19 protein-coding genes and 1 pseudogene are annotated in these 21,652 nt (G+C 56.8%); 8 read left to right on the forward strand and 12 right to left on the reverse strand.

Annotated elements, in window-relative coordinates; genetic code table 11:
• Nucleotides 1-73: 73 nt before the first annotated feature.
• Nucleotides 74-403: a hypothetical protein gene (locus FHW04_RS13795; RefSeq protein ID WP_158215718.1), complete on the reverse strand. Its 330-nt coding sequence runs from the start codon at nucleotides 401-403 to the stop codon at nucleotides 74-76.
• Nucleotides 404-537: 134 nt separating this feature from the next.
• On the reverse strand, nucleotides 538-2,241 hold the full coding sequence (locus FHW04_RS13800) for a recombinase family protein (RefSeq protein ID WP_089562063.1): 1,704 nt from the start codon (nucleotides 2,239-2,241) through the stop codon (nucleotides 538-540).
• A 56-nt stretch (nucleotides 2,242-2,297) separates the two neighbouring features.
• Here FHW04_RS13800 and FHW04_RS13805 point away from each other — a divergent pair.
• Together FHW04_RS13805 and FHW04_RS13810 are read left to right on the forward strand one after the other, a co-directional pair.
• Nucleotides 2,298-2,882, forward strand: a pseudogene (locus FHW04_RS13805) (SPFH domain-containing protein); the annotation flags it as partial.
• Complete coding sequence (locus FHW04_RS13810; protein WP_031376062.1) at nucleotides 2,882-3,340, forward strand: NfeD family protein; 459 nt, start codon at nucleotides 2,882-2,884, stop codon at nucleotides 3,338-3,340. The pseudogene FHW04_RS13805 and the gene FHW04_RS13810, both read left to right, overlap by 1 nt.
• Here FHW04_RS13810 and cueR read toward each other — a convergent pair.
• Entirely contained in the window at nucleotides 3,316-3,732 is a 417-nt protein-coding gene (cueR, locus tag FHW04_RS13815) for a Cu(I)-responsive transcriptional regulator (RefSeq protein ID WP_089562062.1), read from the reverse strand. The genes FHW04_RS13810 and cueR overlap by 25 nt on opposite strands.
• 97 nt (nucleotides 3,733-3,829) lie before the next feature.
• On the opposite strand from cueR, the gene copA reads away from it, so the two are divergent.
• From copA to ybaK, 3 genes are all read left to right on the forward strand, one after another.
• The gene (gene copA / locus FHW04_RS13820) at nucleotides 3,830-6,346 is read left to right on the forward strand and encodes a copper-exporting P-type ATPase CopA (protein WP_089562061.1); all 2,517 of its coding nucleotides are present in this window, start codon (nucleotides 3,830-3,832) and stop codon (nucleotides 6,344-6,346) included.
• A 68-nt stretch (nucleotides 6,347-6,414) separates the two neighbouring features.
• Complete coding sequence (locus FHW04_RS13825; protein WP_069727960.1) at nucleotides 6,415-7,218, forward strand: TraB/GumN family protein; 804 nt, start codon at nucleotides 6,415-6,417, stop codon at nucleotides 7,216-7,218.
• Between the two features lie 176 nt (nucleotides 7,219-7,394).
• Nucleotides 7,395-7,874, forward strand: a complete 480-nt coding sequence (ybaK, locus tag FHW04_RS13830; RefSeq protein WP_069727959.1) for a Cys-tRNA(Pro)/Cys-tRNA(Cys) deacylase YbaK — start codon at nucleotides 7,395-7,397, stop codon at nucleotides 7,872-7,874.
• On the opposite strand, the gene FHW04_RS13835 is transcribed toward ybaK, so the two are convergent.
• Nucleotides 7,871-8,740, reverse strand: a complete 870-nt coding sequence (locus FHW04_RS13835) for a LysR family transcriptional regulator (protein WP_089562065.1) — start codon at nucleotides 8,738-8,740, stop codon at nucleotides 7,871-7,873. The two genes, ybaK and FHW04_RS13835, sit on opposite strands and share 4 nt — an antisense overlap.
• A 90-nt stretch (nucleotides 8,741-8,830) precedes the next feature.
• Here FHW04_RS13835 and FHW04_RS13840 point away from each other — a divergent pair, with 90 nt between their 5' ends.
• Entirely contained in the window at nucleotides 8,831-9,262 is a 432-nt protein-coding gene (locus FHW04_RS13840; protein WP_046288477.1) for a multidrug/biocide efflux PACE transporter, read from the forward strand.
• 35 nt (nucleotides 9,263-9,297) lie between these two features.
• On the opposite strand, the gene ushA is transcribed toward FHW04_RS13840, so the two are convergent.
• Nucleotides 9,298-11,064 carry a bifunctional UDP-sugar hydrolase/5'-nucleotidase UshA gene (gene ushA / locus FHW04_RS13845; RefSeq protein WP_069727957.1) on the reverse strand — a complete coding sequence of 589 codons (1,767 nt, stop codon included), beginning with the start codon at nucleotides 11,062-11,064 and terminating at the stop codon, nucleotides 9,298-9,300.
• A 487-nt stretch (nucleotides 11,065-11,551) separates the two neighbouring features.
• Between ushA and ybaL the strand changes: the two genes are divergently transcribed.
• The gene (gene ybaL, locus FHW04_RS13850) at nucleotides 11,552-13,246 is read left to right on the forward strand and encodes a YbaL family putative K(+) efflux transporter (RefSeq protein ID WP_031376056.1); all 1,695 of its coding nucleotides are present in this window, start codon (nucleotides 11,552-11,554) and stop codon (nucleotides 13,244-13,246) included.
• Nucleotides 13,247-13,544: 298 nt separating this feature from the next.
• Here ybaL and FHW04_RS13855 read toward each other — a convergent pair whose 3' ends face one another.
• The 4 genes from FHW04_RS13855 to FHW04_RS13870 all read right to left on the reverse strand — a co-directional run bounded on the left by FHW04_RS13855 (nucleotide 13,545) and on the right by FHW04_RS13870 (nucleotide 17,611).
• Nucleotides 13,545-14,846, reverse strand: coding sequence for an inosine/guanosine kinase (locus tag FHW04_RS13855; protein ID WP_069727956.1), 1,302 nt, complete (start codon nucleotides 14,844-14,846; stop codon nucleotides 13,545-13,547).
• A 57-nt stretch (nucleotides 14,847-14,903) separates the two neighbouring features.
• A complete protein-coding gene (gene hemH / locus FHW04_RS13860; protein WP_031376055.1) occupies nucleotides 14,904-15,863 on the reverse strand; it encodes a ferrochelatase in 960 nt (319 codons plus the stop codon).
• Between the two features lie 113 nt (nucleotides 15,864-15,976).
• Nucleotides 15,977-16,621 (reverse strand): adenylate kinase, encoded by a 645-nt coding sequence (gene adk / locus FHW04_RS13865; RefSeq protein ID WP_031376054.1) that lies wholly within the window; start codon nucleotides 16,619-16,621, stop codon nucleotides 15,977-15,979.
• Nucleotides 16,622-16,726: 105 nt separating this feature from the next.
• Nucleotides 16,727-17,611, reverse strand: coding sequence for a DUF6024 family protein (locus tag FHW04_RS13870; RefSeq protein ID WP_069728181.1), 885 nt, complete (start codon nucleotides 17,609-17,611; stop codon nucleotides 16,727-16,729).
• Between the two features lie 186 nt (nucleotides 17,612-17,797).
• On the opposite strand from FHW04_RS13870, the gene FHW04_RS13875 reads away from it, so the two are divergent.
• Nucleotides 17,798-18,667, forward strand: a complete 870-nt coding sequence (locus FHW04_RS13875) for a LysR substrate-binding domain-containing protein (protein ID WP_031377862.1) — start codon at nucleotides 17,798-17,800, stop codon at nucleotides 18,665-18,667.
• 32 nt (nucleotides 18,668-18,699) lie between these two features.
• Here the strand turns inward: FHW04_RS13875 and htpG are convergent, their stop codons facing one another.
• The 3 genes from htpG to FHW04_RS13890 form a co-directional block, all read right to left on the reverse strand.
• Nucleotides 18,700-20,574, reverse strand: a complete 1,875-nt coding sequence (gene htpG / locus FHW04_RS13880; protein WP_046288479.1) for a molecular chaperone HtpG — start codon at nucleotides 20,572-20,574, stop codon at nucleotides 18,700-18,702.
• Between the two features lie 97 nt (nucleotides 20,575-20,671).
• Nucleotides 20,672-21,277: a recombination mediator RecR gene (gene recR / locus FHW04_RS13885; protein ID WP_031377861.1), complete on the reverse strand. Its 606-nt coding sequence runs from the start codon at nucleotides 21,275-21,277 to the stop codon at nucleotides 20,672-20,674.
• The gene (locus FHW04_RS13890; protein WP_031377860.1) at nucleotides 21,277-21,606 is read right to left on the reverse strand and encodes a YbaB/EbfC family nucleoid-associated protein; all 330 of its coding nucleotides are present in this window, start codon (nucleotides 21,604-21,606) and stop codon (nucleotides 21,277-21,279) included. Before FHW04_RS13890 ends, recR begins: the two co-directional genes overlap by 1 nt.
• Nucleotides 21,607-21,652 lie beyond the last annotated feature (46 nt).

Here is a 21,652-nt window from a genome sequence, read left to right on the forward strand (position 1 = left end):
TTGGTCGGAAAAACGCTTCTTCATGGGGATGTCCTCATGTGGCTTATGAAGACATTACTAACATCGGGGTGTACTAATCAACGGGGAGCAGGTCAGGATTAGTAAGATGAACAGTCGTGAGTGAATCGTAAACTTCCCGATTTTTATCAGTAGTGTTATCAAGGTTAAAAGGAATCCAGCCATGAAAAGGGTTGAATGCTCTGATAGGTACATTATGAAGAATTCGGTAATCAGGCAAAGAGTCAAAAGATGGATAGCTTTTTAACTCAAATTCAATCCATTCGGAAATGTCAGTAAGTCCAAGTTTGACCGATATCATCTTTGCTCTTGATAGCAAATCTTCGATGTTGGTTGAACTTGAACTTGCCATATCTTGCAGCTTGAGAACGGGCGAGTCTTGCATGGTTTTTGCTCACTGTGTAGTCAAACACTCATGTTATCTATAAGCACAGCTTACTTCTACTCTGATTTAAAGCCGTTACTCTTTTCGTGGTTATGTGGGCAAAATGAGCCTCTCAGAACTTCATAGCTGGCGTTTCAGGCATCACTATCAGGCTTAACATCAACGTAATCAGTGACCCTTCCCTTCAGACCACTATTCAAAGGTTCGTTACCAGTAAACCTGTATTCCTTCTCGTTAAGCTGAATGAAGAAGTGTATCCACCCGCCTATGTCAAATCCTTCCCTGTTCAGTGGCAGATCGTAGAATGTGAACCCACTGTGAAGCCATACGTCACAGGTTTGCTTTTTCATATCGAGCCTGATTTCTGAGATGTGTTTCTTAGCAATCAGGTTTAATTCGATTCTGTCAGCACGTCTGGACAGGTCAAGCTGATGGACTGTTTCAACGTTAACGCTGGTCAGCATCCTTAGCCGAAGTTTGTCGATCTCTGATTGCTTGCTGGTCAGATCTGCTTCAGCCTGCTGATACAGCTTCGCTAACCTGTCAGATCCACCAGTACGGACTATCATGCTCTCAAAGTTAGTAAGGGTCTGCTCAATCGCTTGATGCTCTGCCTCAAGTGTCTGTAGCTGGTGGCTGTCAGTGTTGTTACCAGACAGTAACAGGGGCAGGTTTGACAGGAGTCCTTCAACCAGCACAGAATCCACCAGAGAGCGTGATATAGCGTTTCCTTTCCCCCGCTTGCCCTTACCCTTCCCCCCTTCATAACGTTGCTCAGGGTGGCAGCTACAGCGTTTCAGGCGGTACATTGAGCAAACGTAGTAACCATATCGCTCAGGTGTGACAGATGATGAGATAACAGCACTGCCACACTTACACTTGAGGATACCTTTGAACAGATTTACGTTCGTTGGGTTGTCACTATTGCTGGATCTTCCTTTCCCCTCTCGCATGGCCTGAACCGTCTGGAAGTCAGCAAGTGAGATTAAACGGGGATAGTAGCCCGGTATGATCTGAGCTTCATCGACGTTAACGGTTTTCTTTGAGGGGACATAGTCACCAATTACAGCCCGATTGTTGAGCAACCCATTCACAGAAGACTGATTCCAAGTTTTGGATTGATTGGTGAGTGTGGGTACGTCTTCACTGTTAAGTGTCTGAGCGATGACGCTCATTGAGACACCAGCCAGACGCATTTCAAAGATACGTTTTATGGTTTGAGCATGAGTGTTATAGATGAATGTTGTGTTTCGTCCCTCATGATTGGGTAAACCTTCACCTGTTGGGACAGGTTTCACCCAACGGGCGCAGGATTTAGAGATCAGCTTACCCGTTGTAATTGCATCTGCCCGAAGCTGTGACCAATTCTTCCTGCTATGATGGGATTTCTGCTCAGACGCTTTGTGGTAGGTCTCTGCATCAACCATGAATGAGATACGCCCACCCATGTCCTTAAAGTTGTCAGCGTCATAGATACGTCCTGTGGCGAGGAATACAACGACAAACCCCAGACTGAACAGATCCTTCATTTGGGCGATTGCATCATCATAATCAAGCCTTGAGAGCCTGGAGGCGTCCTCTACCAGCAGATAGCAGGGTTCAGGGAATCGCTGTAGCTTTCGATCTTCCAGCATCTGCAAGAATGCTTTACGTTCGTCATGCTCGTGCTTCTTCCATGCTGATTTACCAATGTCCTGATACGTGCTGTGATAGATAATTTGTGGCTGGTGGTCACACCAATCTTTAATCAATTTGCGCTGACGCCTGATAGATGTTCCCTGCTCCTGTATTGCTGAGCTGAAACGAACATAACCAACAGCATCTTTTATAATTTTCAATCACCTACACCTCAATCGCTCATCTATGAGGGTATTTTATGAAATTACGAAATAAATTGCTATTGACCAATATGCGCACCGTGCTTGGCAGCATGGAGCTGGACGAAATGTTATCGCAGCGCGACAGCATTAATACCCGGCTGCTGCATATCGTCGATGAAGCTACCAATCCGTGGGGCGTTAAAATCACCCGTATTGAGATCCGCGATGTGCGTCCGCCGCAGGAGCTGATCGGTGCGATGAATGCGCAGATGAAAGCGGAGCGTACCAAACGCGCCGATATTCTGACGGCGGAAGGAGTACGACAGGCAGCGATCCTGCGCGCCGAAGGGGATAAACAGTCGCAGATCCTTAAAGCCGAAGGGGAACGGACCTCGGCCTTTTTGCAGGCCGAAGCGCGGGAACGTCAGGCGGAAGCGGAAGCCAACGCCACCAAAATGGTTTCTGAAGCGATTGCCGCCGGTGATATTCAGGCGATCAACTACTTCGTGGCGCAGAAATATACCGACGCACTGCAAAAAATTGGCGAAGCCAATAACAGCAAAGTGGTGATGATGCCGCTGGAGGCAAGCAGCTTACTCGGCTCGATTGCCGGCATCGGTGAACTGCTGAAAGAATCCCGCACCGAGTCGAAACGCTGATGCTGGTCGATATCATTGCCCATCCGCACTGGTTCTGGCTGACGCTCGGCGGCCTGCTGCTGGCGGCGGAAATGCTGGGCACCAGCGGTTATCTGCTGTGGAGCGGCCTGGCCGCGGTGATGGTAGGCATTATCGAATGGTTTATCCCGTTCAGCTGGACCGCTCAGGGCACAATGTTTGCCGTCCTGACGCTGGTCTGCGTCTTTTTCTGGTATCGCTGGATGCGCTACCGTGAAGCACGCCAGGTTCCGAACTCGCTCAATCAGCGCGGCAGCCAGATGATTGGCCTGCAGTTAACCCTCGATAGCGCGCTGCAGAACCGCACCGGGCACGTGCGGATTGGCGACAGCAGCTGGCGGGTTCAGGCTGAACAGGATCTGCCGGCGGGAACGCCGGTCGAAGTGGTGGCGGTTGAAGGCATTACCCTGCGCATTCAGCCGCGCTTACCGCCCGGCTGAGAACAGCATCCGGCCAGATTGTTGATGATTGGGCATTCTGCGCTGTCGTCGCCCGGACAGGCCTCGGCCAGCGCCAGCAAACGTGCGCGCATCGCGTGCAGCTCCTCAATATGCGCCGCAATCTCATCGGCTTTCTGCAGGGTCCGCGCCTTAACGTCGGCACTGTGGCGCACCGGATTATTAAACAGCGCCACCAGTTCACGACACTCATCCAGCGTAAAGCCGACCTGACGCGCCTGGCGTAACAGATTGAGTTCATCCAGATGACGCACGCTGTAGCTGCGATAGCCATTTTCACTGCGCAGCGGAGCCGTCACCACCCCCTTCTCTTCATAAAAACGAATCGCCTTGCTGGTGAGTCCGGTCTTTTTCGCCACATCGCTGATGTTCATTTTGCTCCCCTTGACCTTCCCCTTGATGGAAGGTTTATGCTTAATCATGAATCGAAACTGACCACCCGGTCAAATCTGATCACACAAGGAGTTCATCATGTCACATACCATTTCTCTGGCCCTGGACGGTCTGTCCTGCGGCCATTGCGTTAAACGGGTAAAAGAAGCGCTGGAACAGCGGGACGATGTTGAGCAGGCTGAGGTCACGCAGCAGGAAGCACGGGTTTCCGGTGCGGCCGATGCGGCAGACCTGATCGCGACCGTCGAACAGGCCGGTTATCACGCCACGCTGAAAACGCCTGACAGCTCCCCAAAGCCTGAGCCGTTGACAGCATCGGAGCCGCCGCCGGAGGCGCTGACAACGGAATCGCTTTCCCGTCCGGCAGAAAAAACCGTTCCTGCTCACATGTTGCTGATTGAAGGCATGACCTGTGCCAGCTGCGTAAGTCGGGTAGAAAAAGCGTTGCAGCAGGTGGCTGGCGTTAGCCAGGCCCGGGTTAACCTGGGCGAACGCAGCGCGCTGGTGCTGGGCGAAGCCGATCCGCAGCAGCTGATCGCGGCGGTGGATGCCGCCGGTTATGGCGCGCAGGTAGTCGATGATGAGCAGGAACGGCGTGAAAAACAGCAGCAGAGCGCCCGCAGCGCAATGCGCCGTTTTAGCTGGCAGGCCGCAGTGGCCTTAGCCTTTGGCGTGCCGCTGATGATCTGGGGCATGCTGGGCGACAACATGATGCTGACCGCCAGCAACCACAGCCTCTGGCTGACGCTGGGGGTGATGACACTGCTGGTGATGGTGATCACCGGCGGACATTTTTATCGCAGCGCCTGGCGCAGTGCCCGCAACGGCAGCGCCACCATGGATACGCTGGTGGCGCTGGGTACCGCCGCGGCCTGGATCTACTCGTTCGGCGTGGTGCTGTGGCCCGACTTTTTCCCGTCGCAGGCGCGGCATCTCTATTTTGAAGCCAGCGTGATGATCCTCGGGTTGATCAACCTCGGGCATGCGCTGGAGCAGCGGGCGCGTCAGCGATCGTCAAAAGCGCTGGAACGCCTGCTCGATCTGACTCCGGCGCAGGCGCGACTGGCCGATGAACAGGGCGATAGCTTAATTCCCCTTAGCGCGGTGCAGCCCGGCATGATGCTGCGTCTGGTGACCGGCGATCGGGTGCCGGTTGATGGGGAGATTACCGCTGGTGAGGCCTGGTTTGATGAGGCGATGCTGACCGGTGAAGCGGTGCCGCAAAGTAAAGGCCCGGGTGAGGCGGTGTTTGCCGGTACGCTGGTGCAGGATGGTTCAGTGCAGTTTGAAGCCCGCGCAACCGGCAGTCACACTACGCTGTCGCGCATTATCCGGCTGGTACGCCAGGCCCAGAGCAGCAAACCTGACGTCGGCCGCTTAGCCGATCGCATCTCTGCGGTGTTCGTCCCGGTGGTGGTGGCGATTGCGCTGATCAGCGGCGGCATCTGGTACCTGTTCGGGCCACAACCGCAAATCGCCTATATGCTGGTGATCGCCACCACCGTGCTGATTATTGCCTGTCCCTGCGCATTAGGACTGGCGACGCCGATGTCGATTATCGCTGGCGTGGGTCGGGCCGCCGAACTCGGCGTGCTGGTACGGGATGCCGATGCGTTGCAGCGTGCCAGTCAAATCGACACGCTGGTGTTCGATAAAACCGGCACCCTGACGGCCGGTACGCCGCAGGTCAGCGAGGTTCGGGTCTGGGGTGATGCCAGCCGCGAGTCGGTACTGCAGACCGCCGCCGCGCTGGAATACTCCTCCGGCCATCCGCTGGCTAAAGCGATTGTTGCCGCGGCTGACCTCACCCGTGCGCCGTCACTGGCACAATTTCGTACAATACGCGGCAAAGGGGTCAGCGGCATACTGGATGGCAGAGCGTTACTGCTGGGTAATGCCGCCCTGCTGCAGGAGAATGGGGTCGATTCTCAGCCCGCGATGGCGGATATCGAACGTCTGACGCAACAGGGTGCGACGCCGGTGTTACTGGCTGAACAGGGCCAGCTGATTGGCCTGATCGCCCTGCGCGATGCGCTGCGGCCGGAAAGCGCCACCGCCCTGAAACGGCTGCATCAGTCGGGTTATCGCCTGATTATGCTCACCGGTGACCACCAGAATACTGCGCAGGCGATTGCGGCTGAGGTGGGAATTGATGAGGTGATCGCCGGCGTGCTGCCAGAAGGCAAGGCAGCGGCGATTGCGCAGTTACAGCAGCAGGGCCGGCGCGTCGCCATGGTCGGTGACGGCATTAACGATGCGCCCGCACTGGCCCAGGCTGAGGTAGGGATTGCCATGGGCGGCGGCAGCGACGTGGCGGTAGAAACCGCCGGCATTACGTTAATGCGCGCCGATCTCAACAGCGTCGCCGATGCGTTAGCCATCTCGTCAGCCACGCTGCGCAATATCCGCCAGAACCTGTTCGGGGCCTTTATTTATAACAGTATTGGTATTCCGGTAGCGGCTGGCGTGCTCTACCCGTTGACCGGTACCCTGCTCAGCCCGATTGTGGCAGGCGCTGCGATGGCGCTCTCCTCGATTACGGTGGTTGCCAACGCCAATCGCCTGCTGCGCTATCAGCCGCCGCGCCAGCAATAGCCGTTTCGGCGCTGTTTTTCGGCGACTGAAGCCGCTAGCATGGGGTTTTAAATAGCGAAGGACCGGGAATGACAGGCAACGTTTGGCGCTCACTGCGCGGCTTCATCAGCCAACTTTTTCCCGCCAGCTACCGCTGGCCTGCCATCGATGTCCGGCTCGGCGAATGTCATCTGCATCTGGTGGGCAGTATTCATATGGGAACGCGGGATATGCAGCCGCTGCCGGCGCGGCTGCTGCGTCAGCTGCAGAAGGCCGATGCGCTGATCGTCGAAGCGGATATTACCCAGGGCAGCTCGCCGTTTGATGGCAGCGCGGATCGTCCCCCGCTGGCGACCCGGCTTGATGATGAGGCTTTGCAGACGCTCACCGCGCTGTGTCACGAAATGAACCTGTCGATCGGTTCATTTGATACCCTGCCCGCCTGGCAGATTGCGCTGATGTTGCAGGCGCAGCAGGCGCAACGGCTGGGATTGCGGCCCGACTACGGCATTGATTATCAGCTGTTGCAGGCGGCAAAGCGCTGGAACAAGCCGGTGATTGAGCTGGAGGGCGCTGAAGCGCAGATTGCGCTGCTGAATACGCTGCCGGATGACGGCATGGCGCTGCTGCAGGATACGCTGACCCACTGGCATACCAATGCGCGGCTGCTGCAAATGATGGTCAGCTGGTGGCTGGATACGCCGCCGCGCCAGCCGCAGATTGCTCTGCCGGCCACGTTTAGTCAGGCGCTCAACGATACGTTGATCGGTCAGCGTAATGCGCAGTGGCGGGATAAACTGCAGGCCTTAGCGGCGGGAGACTACGTGGTGGCGGTCGGTGCGCTGCATCTCTACGGTGAGGATAATTTGCCCGGGATGCTGAAGACGCGCTGAAAAAAAAGAGAGCCGATAATGCTACCGGCCCGTCAAAGAGGAATTTGTTTATGATTTTGGTTATCGCTCAGCAATCAGATTGCTGGCGCGCGGCCAATTCTCGCGCAAAGCACAAAATTTCGCCACCTTTATTCAACGATCGGGCGCAATAAGATTTTTCTTAGGAAGGGACCGGTATGACACCTGCAGTAAAACTACTGGAAAAACAAAAAGTCAGCTTCACTCTGCACCCCTATGAACACGACAGCAGCGAAACCCATTTTGGTGATGAGGCAGTGCGTAAACTGAATCTGGACGCGCGTCAGGTCTATAAAACGCTGCTGGTGGCGCTGAATGGCGAGGCAAAACAGCTGGCGGTGGCGGTCACGCCGGTATCAACCCAGCTCGATTTGAAAAAAGTCGCCAAAGCGCTGGGGGCTAAAAAAGTCGATATGGCCGATCCGCTACAGGCGCAGCGGGTGACCGGCTACCTGGTCGGCGGCATCAGTCCGCTGGGGCAGAAGAAACGGCTGCCGACGGTGATCGATATTTCTGCTGCCGACTTTGCCACTATCTTTATTTCCGGCGGCAAGCGCGGGCTGGATATTGAACTGGCACCGCAGGAACTTGCCCGCCTGCTGGACGCCCCTCTGGCGGATATCGCCCGCCACGATTAAACCCGCGGCTGGGCGCATAGCTGATCGATCATCCAGCGTCCCGCCGGCCCCGGTGGGTTACGGCGCGACCAGATCACCTCAACCGCAATATGCTGCGGCCAGCCCGGCAGCGGCAGCTCCTGCAACACGCCATGGCCAAACTGCTTTACCAGCCAGCGTGGCAGGATGGTCCAGCCAAAGCCCTGCTCTGCCATCTCCAGCAGCAATAAATAGGTGGGCGCTGACCAGATGCGCCCCATTGAGGTCGGTTCGCGCTGCTCGACCCAGGTATTCAGTCGCAGATGGCGCACCTCTTCAAGCTGACTCTCACTGAAGGTTTTAAGCATCGCCAGCGGATGCTGATGGTGCAGATAAACCGCCATCTGAGCCTCCACCTGCAGGCGTGCCACCGCAATATCGGCTGGCAGCGCGGGCTGCGCCCGCACCACCCCGAGATGGACCCGCCCGGCCTGCAACAGATCCAGCACATCGCCATCTTCCGCCATCATGCACTCCAGCTCGATCTCCGGAAAGCGTGCGTCAAACTGCTTTAGCAGATGCTCGTGATGATCGGTTTGCCAGAAATCAGAGACGGCAAAACTTAACCGCGGCTCTACGCCCTGCGATAAACGTATTGCCAGCGCATCCAGCCGCTCACTGGCGGCGAGAATTTGCTGCACCTGCGGCAGTGCGCGTCGTCCCTGCTCGGTTAATACCGGCTGGCGTCCGCCACGATCAAACAACACCAGGCCGAGGTCGTCTTCTAAATTCGCCACCGCCGCACTGATGGTGGACTGACTTTTTCCCAGCGCCCGCGCGGCGGCAGAAAACGAGCCGCTGGTCACGGTCTGGACAAAGGCCTCAAGGGATTCCGGGGAGTAACGCATCTTATCCATCGCTTTTTTCGATAGGTGTTCATTTCATTTTAGCATTCTGCGGTGAGAGAATGCCTGGCATAACCCGAGGAGAGTTAAGTCATGCGTACCCGCTCACTAAAAGAACGTATTTTACATGCCGTCTGTTTTGAAACGCTGGCGATTCTGACCGTATCACCGCTGGCCGCATGGGCGATGAATAAGCCACTGTTTCAGATGGGATCGCTGGCGATTATGTTGTCTACCGTCGCGATGCTGTGGAACATGATCTACAACAGCGGATTTGATCGGCTGCACCCGCCAGGGCAGAAACGCAGTGCTGGCGTGCGCGTGATGCACGCACTGGGTTTTGAAGGGGGATTTATCCTGATTGGCCTGCCGATTGCGGCCTGGATGCTGGCTATTTCGCTGTGGCAGGCGTTTCTGGTGGAAGTCGCCTTCTTCCTGTTCTTCCTGCCCTACACCATGGCCTATAATTGGGTGTGGGACAAACTGCGCGAGCGCTGGATCAGCCGCAAATCCTGTCAGGCATAAAAACAATCGGGAGGCGCAAGCGCCTCCCGATGCGTTCAATGCGCCCGGGCTGTTTCGTTCCCCCACGGCCAGATCCACGCCAGAATCATTTTAGGGTAGTTGCGTTTACGCGCTTTCTCCGCCGCCTCATCACGCTGCCTGATCTGCTCGTCGGTGAGATGCACTACCTGTCCCTGCGGCTGGTAGTCGCTGGCCTTGATCGGCGAATGCGCCTTGATCCAGTCGCGCAGCACCTGCGCATCTGGCACGCCGCTGTTAACGTAGCCAGCATGATTATCCAGCCGTGGATAGCCATCGCCGCCCGCGGCATTAAAGCTGTTGGTCGCCATGCGATAGTGCTGCGTCTCCTCGAGCGGCTTACCGTTGATGCGGATATCGCTGACCTCTTTACCGTCGGCCGTCAGGCTGATCCCGGCAAACTGGGCGTAGCCGCCTGAGTCAGGCTGGATATTGGCCACCACCGCCAGATATTTTTTGATCTCGGCACCGGTCAGGCTTACCGACACCACCTGATTGCCGAACGGCTGAACCTGCAGCAGATCGCGCCAGCTCAGTTTGCCGGTTTTCAGGGACGCGCGGATACCGCCGCCGCTCATCACCGCAAAGTCAGCCTGGGTATGCGCCATCTGTGCCCGTAAAATCAGCTGGCCGAGATTGGTCTGCTCAAAGCGCACCTGCTCTTTTTCGCCCCTGAAATCCCCCTCTGCGCTGCCGACATTGACGGTCAGCTTTGCTTCAGCCCGTTTCTGAAACGGCATCAGCAGCTTCATCATCGCACTGTTTTTCGGGATCTCCTGCTGCCAGGTGAGCCAGGTTTCACTGCCGTCGGCATTCTTCACCAGATGCTTAAGGTTAACCGGCACCAGCTGGTACGCCTCCAGCGTGACCTGACCATTACGGTAGGTGAAATCGCCGCGCCCGACATATTTGCCCCATTTATCCGCCTGCATGATCCAGATGCCGTTCTGTTTATCGGGCTGACACGGCTGGCCAGGCTGATAATTTTTCACGCTGACGTTCTCTTTTTCCATGCAGACTGCATCGTGCGAGTGACCGCCGACGATCAGGTCGAGGGTGCCGGCCGGCAGGCTGCGTGCCAGCGTGACATCACCGATGCCGTTACTGCCGTGCTTGCCGTCGTCGTAGTGGCCCAGATGCGTCAGCGCGACAATCACGTCCGGTTTCTCACTGGCGCGTAACTCTGCCACCGCTTTGATGGTTTCGGCGATCGGATCGCGGAATTCGACATCGGTTAAGCCCGCCGGGTTGGCCAGCCGGGCAGTATCGGGCGTAATCAGCCCCAGTACCGCAATTTTCAGGCCGAGACGATTGAACACCGCCCACGGTTTAAACATCCGCTCGCCGCTGCTCTTCTGGTAGACATTAGCCGCCAGCAGCGGGAATCTTGCCCACTTCTCCTGCTTGCGCAGCACCGCAATCGGCTTGTCGAATTCATGATTGCCGAGCGCCATTGCATCGTAACCAATCAGGTTCATGGCGCGAAAATCGGGTTCAGCATCCAGTTCATCCGATTCCGGCACCCCGGTGTTGACGTCGCCCGCCGAGAGGATTAATGCGCCGCCGCCTTTGGCCTGCACCTCATAGCGCAGCGTATCCATCAGCGTTTTTTGTGCTGCCAGACCATATTCACCCTGCGGATTGAACCAGAAGTGACCATGTTCATCATTGGTGTGCAGCAGGCTAAAGCGGTACGTGCGGTCAGGCTCTGCAGCCTGAGAAAACAGCGGCATCAGCGCCAGTACTAGCGCAACGCTCGATCCTGCCCATCGTGATAACAACACCGTTAATCTCCTTATTTCTGTCTGGCCCGTTTATCTCTGCGGGTTCGCTCACCGGGCTGCCCCACTGTTTCGCACATTCTTCTGATGAACTCAAGGCTAAAGCACGCGGCAGGCGTCAGTGACGATGAATTACGCCCCGGCGGGCAGCATAGTGAATGCCAGATGAAAGTGGATTGCGCCGACCTGACGGCTGACGGCCTGTCAAAACTGTGCCGGGCGACGGTTTAGCTGACGAATAGGGTCATTAGCCATTGATTCGCGTCACGCTTAGGGCATTTATCCGACGTAATCTTTATTTATCCGGCCTTTAATAATGCGCCAGCACGGCCGATATTAACGATAAGCAACCAAAATGGCCTTTCGGTTACGTTTTTCTCTCATTTAACCGATTTTTTCTGCTCTTCCCGCAAATTGCTCAGCGAAAGCGTCCATTTTGCATTAAACTTCTTTGTTACAAGCAGATACATTTGCATACAAGGAGACAGGCATGCATCACACCACACCGTTGATCACCACCATTGTCGGAGCACTGGTTCTGGCATTTCTCCTTGGGATGCTGGCAAACCGCCTGCGCATTTCACCGCTGGTCGGCTACCTGCTGGCTGGCGTGCTGGCCGGTCCCTTTACGCCAGGTTTTGTCGCCGATACTAACCTCGCGCCGGAACTGGCGGAGCTGGGGGTGATTCTGCTGATGTTTGGCGTTGGCCTGCACTTCTCGTTAAAAGACCTGATGTCGGTAAAGTCGATCGCCATTCCCGGTGCGGTCGCACAGATAGCGGTTGCGACGTTACTGGGAATGGGTCTGTCATGGACGCTGGGATGGTCGTGGATGACCGGCCTGGTGTTTGGCCTCTGTCTCTCCACCGCCAGTACCGTGGTGTTACTGCGGGCGTTAGAAGAGCGTCAGTTAATTGATAGCCAGCGCGGCCAGATCGCTATTGGCTGGCTGATTGTTGAAGATCTGGTGATGGTGCTGACGCTGGTATTGCTGCCGGCGATTGCTGGCATGATGGAACAGGGTAACGCCAGCGCCGGACTGCTGGCGTGGGACCTGCTGTGGACCATCGGTAAAGTGGCCGCCTTTATGGTGCTGATGATGGTGGTCGGACGGCGTGCCGTTCCGTGGATCCTCGCCCGCAGCGCCGCCACCGGCTCACGCGAACTGTTTACGCTGGCGGTGTTAGCGCTGGCGCTGGGGATTGCGTTTGGCGCGGTTGAATTCTTCGATGTCTCATTCGCGCTCGGCGCCTTCTTTGCCGGCATGGTGCTGAACGAATCTGAACTGAGCCACCGCGCCGCCCGCGATACCCTGCCGTTGCGCGATGCTTTCGCCGTGCTGTTCTTCGTCTCGGTCGGCATGCTGTTTGATCCGTCGATTCTGGTGACGCAGCCGCTGGCGGTGCTGGGTGCGCTGGTGATTATCGTGGTGGGCAAATCCGTTGCCGCCTGGCTGCTGGTGACGCTGCTGGGCCACTCCCGCCGTACCGCATTGACTATCTCGGTCAGCCTGGCGCAAATTGGCGAGTTCGCCTTTATTCTGGCCGGACTCGGCATCTCGCTCGGCCTGCTGAGCGATGAAGGCCGCAATCTGGTGCTGGCAGCGGCTATCCTGTCGATCATGATCAACCCGATCCTGTTTACCCTGCTGGAGCGTTTCCTGGCGAAAACCGAAACCATGGAAGAGCAGACGCTGGAAGAGGCGATCGAGGAAGAGAAGCAGATCCCGGTGGAGTTCTGCAATCACGCGGTCATCGTCGGCTATGGCCGGGTCGGCAGCCTGATCGGCCAGAAGCTGATTGAGGCCAACGTGCCGCTGGTGGTGGTTGAGAATTCCCGTCCACGCGTCGAAGCGCTGCGTGAGCGAGGCATTAAAGCGGTGCTGGGCAATGCAGCCCGGGCTGAAACCATGGAGCTGGCACGGCTGGATTGCGCCCGCTGGCTGTTGCTGACCATCCCGAATGGCTATGAAGCGGGTGAAGTCGTGACCGCCGCGCGCGAGAAGCACCAGAATATTGAGATCATCGCCCGGGCGCATTACGACGATGAGGTGGAATACATCATGGAGCGCGGCGCGACCCGGGTGGTGATGGGCGAGCGTGAAATTGCCAGCAGCATGCTGCAGATTCTGCAGGATGAGATGAAGCAGGGAACAGATTTACATGCCTGCGACGTGGTGCGTTGATTCAGCCAGGGCCGGATAGCGGTGAGAGCGAGCCGGCACAGGGAACACGGCCAGATCGGTAAGACGCAAAAGCCCATCCCTGACTCGCCCGGCCCACGCGATTACGCACCTCATCCCTGAGGTGCGCCCAGAGCCGGGCCAACGCTTTGCGTTGTCTAAAAACGCGCCCGGCGTTTTATCCGGGCGACGGAACGCTTTCCTCTTCTGACCCTGTACCCTGTGCGTTGAGCTAATCCATTGCTGCCAGATTCAGCCTTATTTGAGTTTGTCAGCTATCTGACGCCCTGTGGCTGGCAGCTTAACGATCCCAGTAAGACTCTTCCAGACTGTCTTCCCGCTCCGGTAACCCGCGGGTTAAGCGCGGCGAATGCTGATTCAGAACCTGATAGCTTACGCGATTGGCATATTTACACACCTGCGCCAGCGATGAATAGGTCAGATAAGGGCGGGCGTGCTTGCTGGAATTGGGCACGTTGAGGCGATGGTAGTTGTTGGCGGTAATATCATGCAGTAACGCCGCCAGCGCGCCATCTCCGGCACCGTTGGTGTTCATGATCTTCTCCGGTCCGCCCATGTAGGGCGCAATGTGCGAGAAAATCCGCAGCGGCTGCTGACAATCCTGCTGGCGCATTACCCGGCTGAACTCATACTGGTTAAACTCAGCGATGGCACCCGGCAGCAGCGGATGGTTGGTTTTACGTTTGAACTCTTCTTCGGTATAACCCGCCATGTAGAGCCCGGTCGGCCCGGCAGTGCACAACACCAGATCCACCCACTCCAGCGCCATATCCGAGGCCAGCAGCGGATCGGCTTCGCCGGTCAGCGCCAGTGCTTCCTCTTCATTCATTGCCACGATAGTGACGTGCTCGCGCAGGAAGTCGCGCCAGAACTGGGGGTTATCGCCGATCACGTGTTTGGTGCCGAGCGTCAGCACCACCGGTACATTGTGACGTTTGGCGTACTCGATCGCCCGCAAGGTGGCCTGCGGCATCGGTTCACCCTCAGCGCAGCGCACCAGGTAGGAGGTCAGCACCAGCGCTGAAGCGCCGGCAATCACCGACTCCGGCACGTTATCGGGCTGGAGCTGGTTCATCTGGCCCGGGCTGATGGCAAACGTCCGCTCGCCATTCTCACCAATCAGCGTAAAGCAGCGGCCAATCGCACCATCAACCCCCTGCAGATAGTTGAGATCCATCCGGCTGGAGGTATTGCACAGATAGCGATAGGCGTAGCCGCCGATCTGGATGTTGTTGCACATCACGCCCAGCAGCACTGAACGGTCATCGGCCAGCACCGAGAAGTTATGCAGCGTGTTGCCAATGGTGCCACCGGCAAACTGGTGAGTGATCAGCGCATCGCGCATCAGTTCGTTGTAGAGCGCTTCCGCGACGGCATCGTCGATCACCAGTGAATGACCGGCACTCAGGCCATAACGGGTCAGGAAAGCCTCGTCGACTTTCGCTTCGATATCGACCAGCGTCTGATCGATGCCGACTACCCAGCTTCCCGCGTCAACATCGTGTTGAGCAGGCTGTAACAGGGGATCGCGTGCGCTGACCGGGAAGTAGTGTTTGGATTTGCGTTTGCCGGGAAATTTCATCGGGAATGCCGTCTGGAAAAACAGGCAGAGAATGATATCACACTCTCTGCCTTCGCTTTAACGGCGTGCGTTGACCAGCTGCACCATCATTTCGATGTGGGCTTCGTCGGCGTTGAGCGCCGGAATGTACTCAAACTTCTCGCCACCGGCGTGCATGAAGATTTCACAGTTTTCACCGCTGATCTCTTCCAGCGTCTCCAGACAGTCTGAAGAGAAGCCGGGGCTCATGACCTGCACATGCCTGATGCCTTTGGCCGGCAGGCTTTTCATGGTTTCGTCGGTGTAAGGCATCAGCCAGGGTTCGCGGCCGAAACGCGACTGGAAGGTCAGCATAAACTGGTCGTCACGCAGACCCAGCGCTTTGGTCAGTGCCGCAGTGGTATCGGCACAGCGCTGAGGATAGTCATCGCCTTCATTCGCGAAACGCTGCGGGATGCCGTGGAACGACATCACCAGCAGATCGGGCTGACCATGCTGCGCGAAAGATCGCTCTACTGACGCTTTCAGCGCGGCGATATAGGCCGGATGTTCGGCGTAATCGCGAATGAACTGCACCTCAGGCAACGAACGGTAATCTTTAAATACTGCGGTTAAACCATCCCACACCGCCGCCACCGTCGAGCAGGAGAACTGCGGATAGAGCGGCAGCACGATCAGGCGCGTTACGCCCTGCGCCATCAGCTTATCTACCGCACTTTTCATGCTAGGATTTCCGTAGCTCATGCCAAGCTCAACCGGCATATCGACACGTGCCGCCAGCGCATCACGCTGACGCTGGCTGTAAACCAGCAGCGGCGAGCCGCCTTCCATCCAGACCGAGGCGTAGAGTTTCGACACGCGCGGCGAGCGAAACGGCAGCACCACGCCATTGAGGATCGGCCACCAGAGCCAGCGCGGCGTATCGACCACGCGAGGATCGCTTAAAAACTGTTTCAGATAGCGTTTAACAGCAGGTGTGGTTGGGGCGTCTGGCGTACCTAAATTAACCAGTAACACGCCGGGCTTATCTTGCCTCATTGTGATTCCTTGATGACGACGGGGATGCGTGAAAACGAGGAAATTGTAGCGGAATTAGTGGGAGGTAAAAGCAATTACTGCAAAAGGGGCCAGTAATACCGGCCCCCTGGTGCTTAGCCGAGGATCTTCGCCAGCTCGGCACTCACTTCGGTCACTTTACGGGTGCCGTCGATTTTGTGATAGGCGGTGTGACCGGCTTCCGCTTCTTTGCTGTAATAGGCAATGAGCGGTGCGGTCATCTGATGGTATTCCACCAGGCGCTTACGCACGGTCTCTTCCTGATCGTCTTTACGGGTGGTCAGCTCTTCACCGGTAACGTCATCTTTACCTTCCACTTTCGGTGGATTGAAGGTGACATGGTAAACCCGGCCAGATGGCGTATGAACACGACGACCGACGATACGCTCAACGATCAGTTCATCCGGTACGGCGAACTCCAGCACGTGATCAACGGTGATCCCGGCTTCTTTCATCGCATCCGCCTGAGGAATGGTGCGTGGGAAACCGTCCAGCAGGAAACCGTTTTTGCAGTCTTCCTGAGTGATACGCTCTTTAACCAGCGCAATCACCAGCTCATCGGTTACCAGTTTGCCGGCATCCATGATGGCTTTCGCCTGGTTGCCCAGCTCGCTGCCTGCTTTTACCGCTGCACGCAACATGTCGCCGGTGGAGATTTGCGGAATGCCATATTTCTCCATGATGAATTGGGCCTGAGTCCCCTTACCTGCGCCCGGAGCTCCGAGCAGAATAATACGCATTGCGTAAATCCCCTTGCGAATCGCATTGATCTATCTGAGAAGGCGAAGAACATACCATTATGACCCGCTCATCACAAGGAAGGGCGCGGATCGCACCCGTCTACTCTACTGCCTTTCCGGCCCGATAGCAGCGCCTGTCGAGCGGCCCGCGCCTTTTTCAGATTTACCGCCGCACCCCAATAAGGTCTGCAATCGCTTGCCCAGTTGGTGGGTCATATTGATGCTCTTTTTGCCGCTGCCGCGCACGTTGGCATTAAGCTGCAGCCGCGCCTGCTGTGGCCATTTCACCACATCCTCCGCGTCACACAGGGTGGTGATGATCGCCGGCGGCAGATTAAAACTGGCAAAAGGCAAGCCGGGCTGATGGCTGGAATGCAGTGACATCGGGCCGGGAAGCGACAGCGCATCCACGGTCGCGGCGTTATACGGCCGCCACTGCGGATCGTCAAAACGGCGCAGCGCCGCGTCGACGGCCGTCAGACTCAGCCCCTGTTCAAACAGGCGCAGTTCGCTGCGCACCAGCGTACTGAAATCACAGGTGCGCAGCGCCACCAGCACCAGATCGCCACAGATCTCAGCGTGACGATCCAGCCGGGTGACAAACAAATGCGCATCATCGATCAGATTATGGTGCAGCACGCTGGCAAAGCTTTCGCTCGCCTCAGTAACGCCCTGATTCTGGCAATCGCGCAGCGGGCGAACCCGCGCGTTGGGCAAATCGACGTGTGGCACCAGCATGATGTTACCGGCCATCAGCGGGATCGCCGGCAAAATGTTGAGTTCAGTCACCGGATAGTGTGAGGCGTAGCGTGTCTGATTGCGCGCCTGCTCCTGGCGCAAAAACAGCTGTGACAGTAGCACCCGCGCTATATGCAGCGAAGGGGCGAAGAAGAGATCGAACTGCTCCAGCTTGTAAAAACGTGAGAGTGCCAGCCGCAAACGGTCGCGCGTCTCTGACGGCGTGGCAGAGGAAGATGGAGCATATGCCATGAGCGTCTCGTTTTCGTTGTAGTGCAGCATAAGAGAAGGTGAAATGCGGCGGAATATCAGGAGGACACATAGATAATATGCTGAGTCAACCCGCCAGAATCTGCCCTGTAGAGTAGGTCAATGCGGCTGGACTTTAAAATGATATAAATGAACAATCCTTGTTAGATTTTTAAACAGGGGATGAGGATGACCGGACTGCCACCGCTGAGGGCGCTGCACTATTTTCACCAGGCGGCATTACACAGCAGCTTTAGCGTGGCGGCGGACCGTCTGCACGTCACGCACAGTGCGATCAGCCATCAGATACGTCAGCTGGAAAGCTGGATGGGCAAACCGCTGTTTGTTCGCAGCAACGGCCGCGTAAAGTTAACCTCACACGGTGAACGCCTGCTGCAGAGCTGTCAGCAGGCGTTCAGTGAACTGCGCAGCAGCTGTGAAACCATCCGCACCGGCCTGCGCCAGTATATCAGCGTCTCCTGCGCCCCGAGTTTTTTGTCACAGTGGCTGATCCCACGCATCGCCAGCTTTTACCAGCGCTACCCCGGGATTGAGATCCGCTTCCAGCCGCTGGCGGATCTGGCGCAGCTGCGCAGTGAACATGTCGATGTGCTGATTCTGAGCCACAGCGCGCGCCCTGAAAGCGACATTGACGCCATGCTGATCAGTGAAGATGAGATCGGTCCGCTGTGCGCACCGCAGTTTGCCCGTCAGTTACAGAGCGGCAACGATTTGCGCGCCCTGCCGCTGCTGCATGCCGATACGCGGCTGCACGCCTGGTCAGAATGGGCGGAAAAAGCCGGTATCAGCGGCAACTTTAGCGGGGGTCAGCATTTCGATAGCCTGACTCTGGGTATCCAGGCAGCGCGCAGTGGACTGGGCGTGTTAATGGCGCCCCATTTGCTGGTGCGGCAGGAGCTGGAGGATGGCACGCTGATCGCGCCGTTGGGGTTTGTTCGCGTTGAACGTGCGACCTGGATGTTGACCCGACAGAGCCGCTCTCCTGAGCCGGAAATTAGTCTGTTTCGGGACTGGCTGCGTGAGGCCGCGCAGCCATAAAAAAAGCCGGTGAGGGTCACCGGCTTTTTTGGTTATGCCGTCAGCAGCTGATTCATGCGACGGATAAACTGGTTTGGATCGTCGAGCGTGCCGCGTTCTGCCAGCAGCGCCTGATCCAGTAACAGTTCGATCCACTCGCCGAAGCGCGCTTCATCCTGGGTGTCCGCCACGCGTTTCACCAGCGAATGATCCGGGTTGATCTCGAAGATGTACTTCACTTCCGGCACTTCCTGACCGGCCGCAGCAAACAGCTTCGCCATCTGGGTAGTCATTTCGTTGGCATCGGTGGTGACGATCGCTGGCGTGTCGGTCAGACGATGAGTCAGACGCACCTCTTTCACCCGCTCGCCCAGCAGGGTTTTCACCCGCTCAACAAACGGCTCCAGCGCTTTTTCCGCCTCTTTCTGCTCTTCGGTCTCTTCATCCGCCAGTTTGCTCAGCGAATCATCCGCTTTGCTCACCGACTGGAAAGTTTTACCGTCGAACTCAGTCAGGTAGCTCATCATCCACTCATCGATGCGATCGGAGAGCAGCAGCACTTCAATACCTTTCTTACGGAACAGCTCGAGGTGCGGGCTGCTCTTCGCAGCGGCATAGCTATCTGCGGTGATGTAGTAAATCTTCTCCTGACCTTCCACCATCCGGCTGACGTAATCTTCCAGCGAAACGGTTTGCGCCGCGCCTTCGCTCTGGGTGGTGGCAAAACGCAGCAGTTTCGCAATTGCTTCCTGGTTAGCGTGATCTTCAGCCGGGCCCTCTTTCAGCACCAGACCGAACTCTTTCCAGAATGTCTGGTATTTTTCGCTGTCGTCTTTCGCCAGTTTTTCCAGCATCTGCAGGGTGCGTTTGGTCAGCGCGCCGCGCAGGCTCTGGGTGACCCGGCTATCCTGCAGGATCTCACGGGAGACGTTAAGCGGCAGGTCATTCGAGTCGATCAGACCGCGGACGAAGCGCAGGTAGTTCGGCATAAACTGTTCGGCGTCGTCCATGATGAAGACGCGCTGTACGTAAAGTTTCAGGCCATGCTTGTGCTCGCGGTTCCACATATCAAACGGTGCGCGCGCCGGAATGTAGAGCAGGCTGGTGTATTCCTGCTTACCTTCCACCCGGTTATGGCTCCAGGCGACCGGATCGCTGAAGTCATGGGCAATGTGCTTGTAAAACTCGTTGTACTCTTCGTCGCTGATCTCTGACTTGTTGCGGGTCCACAGCGCCTGGGCTTTGTTAATTTTTTCCCAGTGGGTGCTGTCGCTCTCTTCATCTTTGCTTTCGATTTCAACCGGCAGCGCAATGTGATCGGAATATTTGCTGATGATGTTGCGGACGCGCCACGCGTCGAGGAATTCATCTTCGCCTTCGCGCAGATGCAGGGTGATTTCGGTACCGCGATCGGCTTTCTCAATGTCCGCGAGGGTATATTCACCCTCGCCCGCTGATTCCCAGAATACGCCTTCGTCAGCCGAGGCACCGGCCGCACGGGTCCGCACGGTGACCTTATCCGCCACGATGAAGGCAGAGTAGAAGCCCACCCCGAACTGTCCAATCAGCTGGCTGTCTTTCGCCTGATCGGAGCCCAGCGATTCAAGAAACGCTTTAGTACCCGATTTTGCGATGGTACCGAGGTTCTCAATCACCTCGTCACGACGCATACCGATACCGTTGTCGCTCAGGGTCAGGGTGCGGTTGTCCTTGTCAACAGAGAGACGGACGCGCAGTTCACCGTCGCCTTCATACAGGCTGGCATCCGACAGCGCACGGAAACGCAGTTTGTCTGCCGCATCCGAGGCGTTGGAAATCAGCTCACGCAGGAAAATCTCTTTGTTTGAATAGAGAGAATGGATCATCAGGTGCAGAAGTTGTTTTACTTCCGACTGAAAGCCACGGGTCTCTTGTCCTTTCATGGTCATTGCTACCTCAACAAAACAGGTTGAACAAACGTTGAGGTTGATGTGGGGATGACGGCGAGGTTTTCAAGCCGGTGTCTGTCACAACACCGGCAAGTGGTTAAAATTTAATCTTGTGGCGGCCCGCCAGCGAATGGGAGAGCGTGGTGCCATCGACCATTTCCAGCTCACCGCCAACCGGCACTCCGTGCGCGATGCGGCTGGCGTCTACGCCATACTGACCGCACAGCTCGGCGATATAGTTAGCGGTCGCTTCCCCTTCCACCGTCGGGTTGGTGGCGAGGATGACTTCCTGAATGGTTTCGCTTTCCAGTCGCTGCTCAAGGCGATCCAGACCGATATCGGCCGGGCCAATGCCGTCAAGCGGTGACAGGTGCCCCATCAGCACGAAGTAACGACCGGCAAACTGGCCCGTTTGCTCAATGGCGTGGATATCCGCCGGGCTCTCTACCACGCAGATCAGACCATTCTGCTGACGCCGTGGATTGGCGCAAATGGTGCAGATCTCCTGCTCGGTAAAGGTACGGCAATCGGCACAGTGGCCGATTTCCGACATCGCCCGGGTCAGTGCCTGCGCCAGGCGCATCCCGCCGCTGCGATCGCGTTGCAGCAGCTGAAAAGCCATGCGCTGCGCCGATTTCGGCCCAACGCCGGGCAGACAGCGCAGCGACTCCATCAATGATTCAAGCAGTGGGCTGGTTTGCATCAGAACGGCATCTTGAAGCCTGGTGGCAGCTGCATACCGGAGGAGACAGACGCCATCTTCTCTTTCTGGGTTTCATCGATGCGGCGTGCAGCATCGTTGAACGCCGCAGCGATCAGATCTTCCAGCATATCTTTGTCATCTTCCAGCAGGCTGGGATCGACTTCGACGCGGCGGCAGTTGTGAGCACCGTTGATGGTGACCTTCACCAGGCCTGCGCCTGATTCACCGGTCACTTCCAGCGCGGCGATCTCTTCCTGAACCTTGGCCATTTTGTCCTGCATCTGCTGGGCCTGTTTCATCAGGTTGCCCAATCCGCCTTTACCAAACATAGTTTTCTCTCTCAGCTGGGGCCACAACGCTATCGTTGAGATAGCG

The sequence above is a fragment of the Pantoea sp. AN62 genome, from assembly GCF_050432985.1.
Lineage (GTDB): Bacteria > Pseudomonadota > Gammaproteobacteria > Enterobacterales > Enterobacteriaceae > Pantoea > Pantoea brenneri.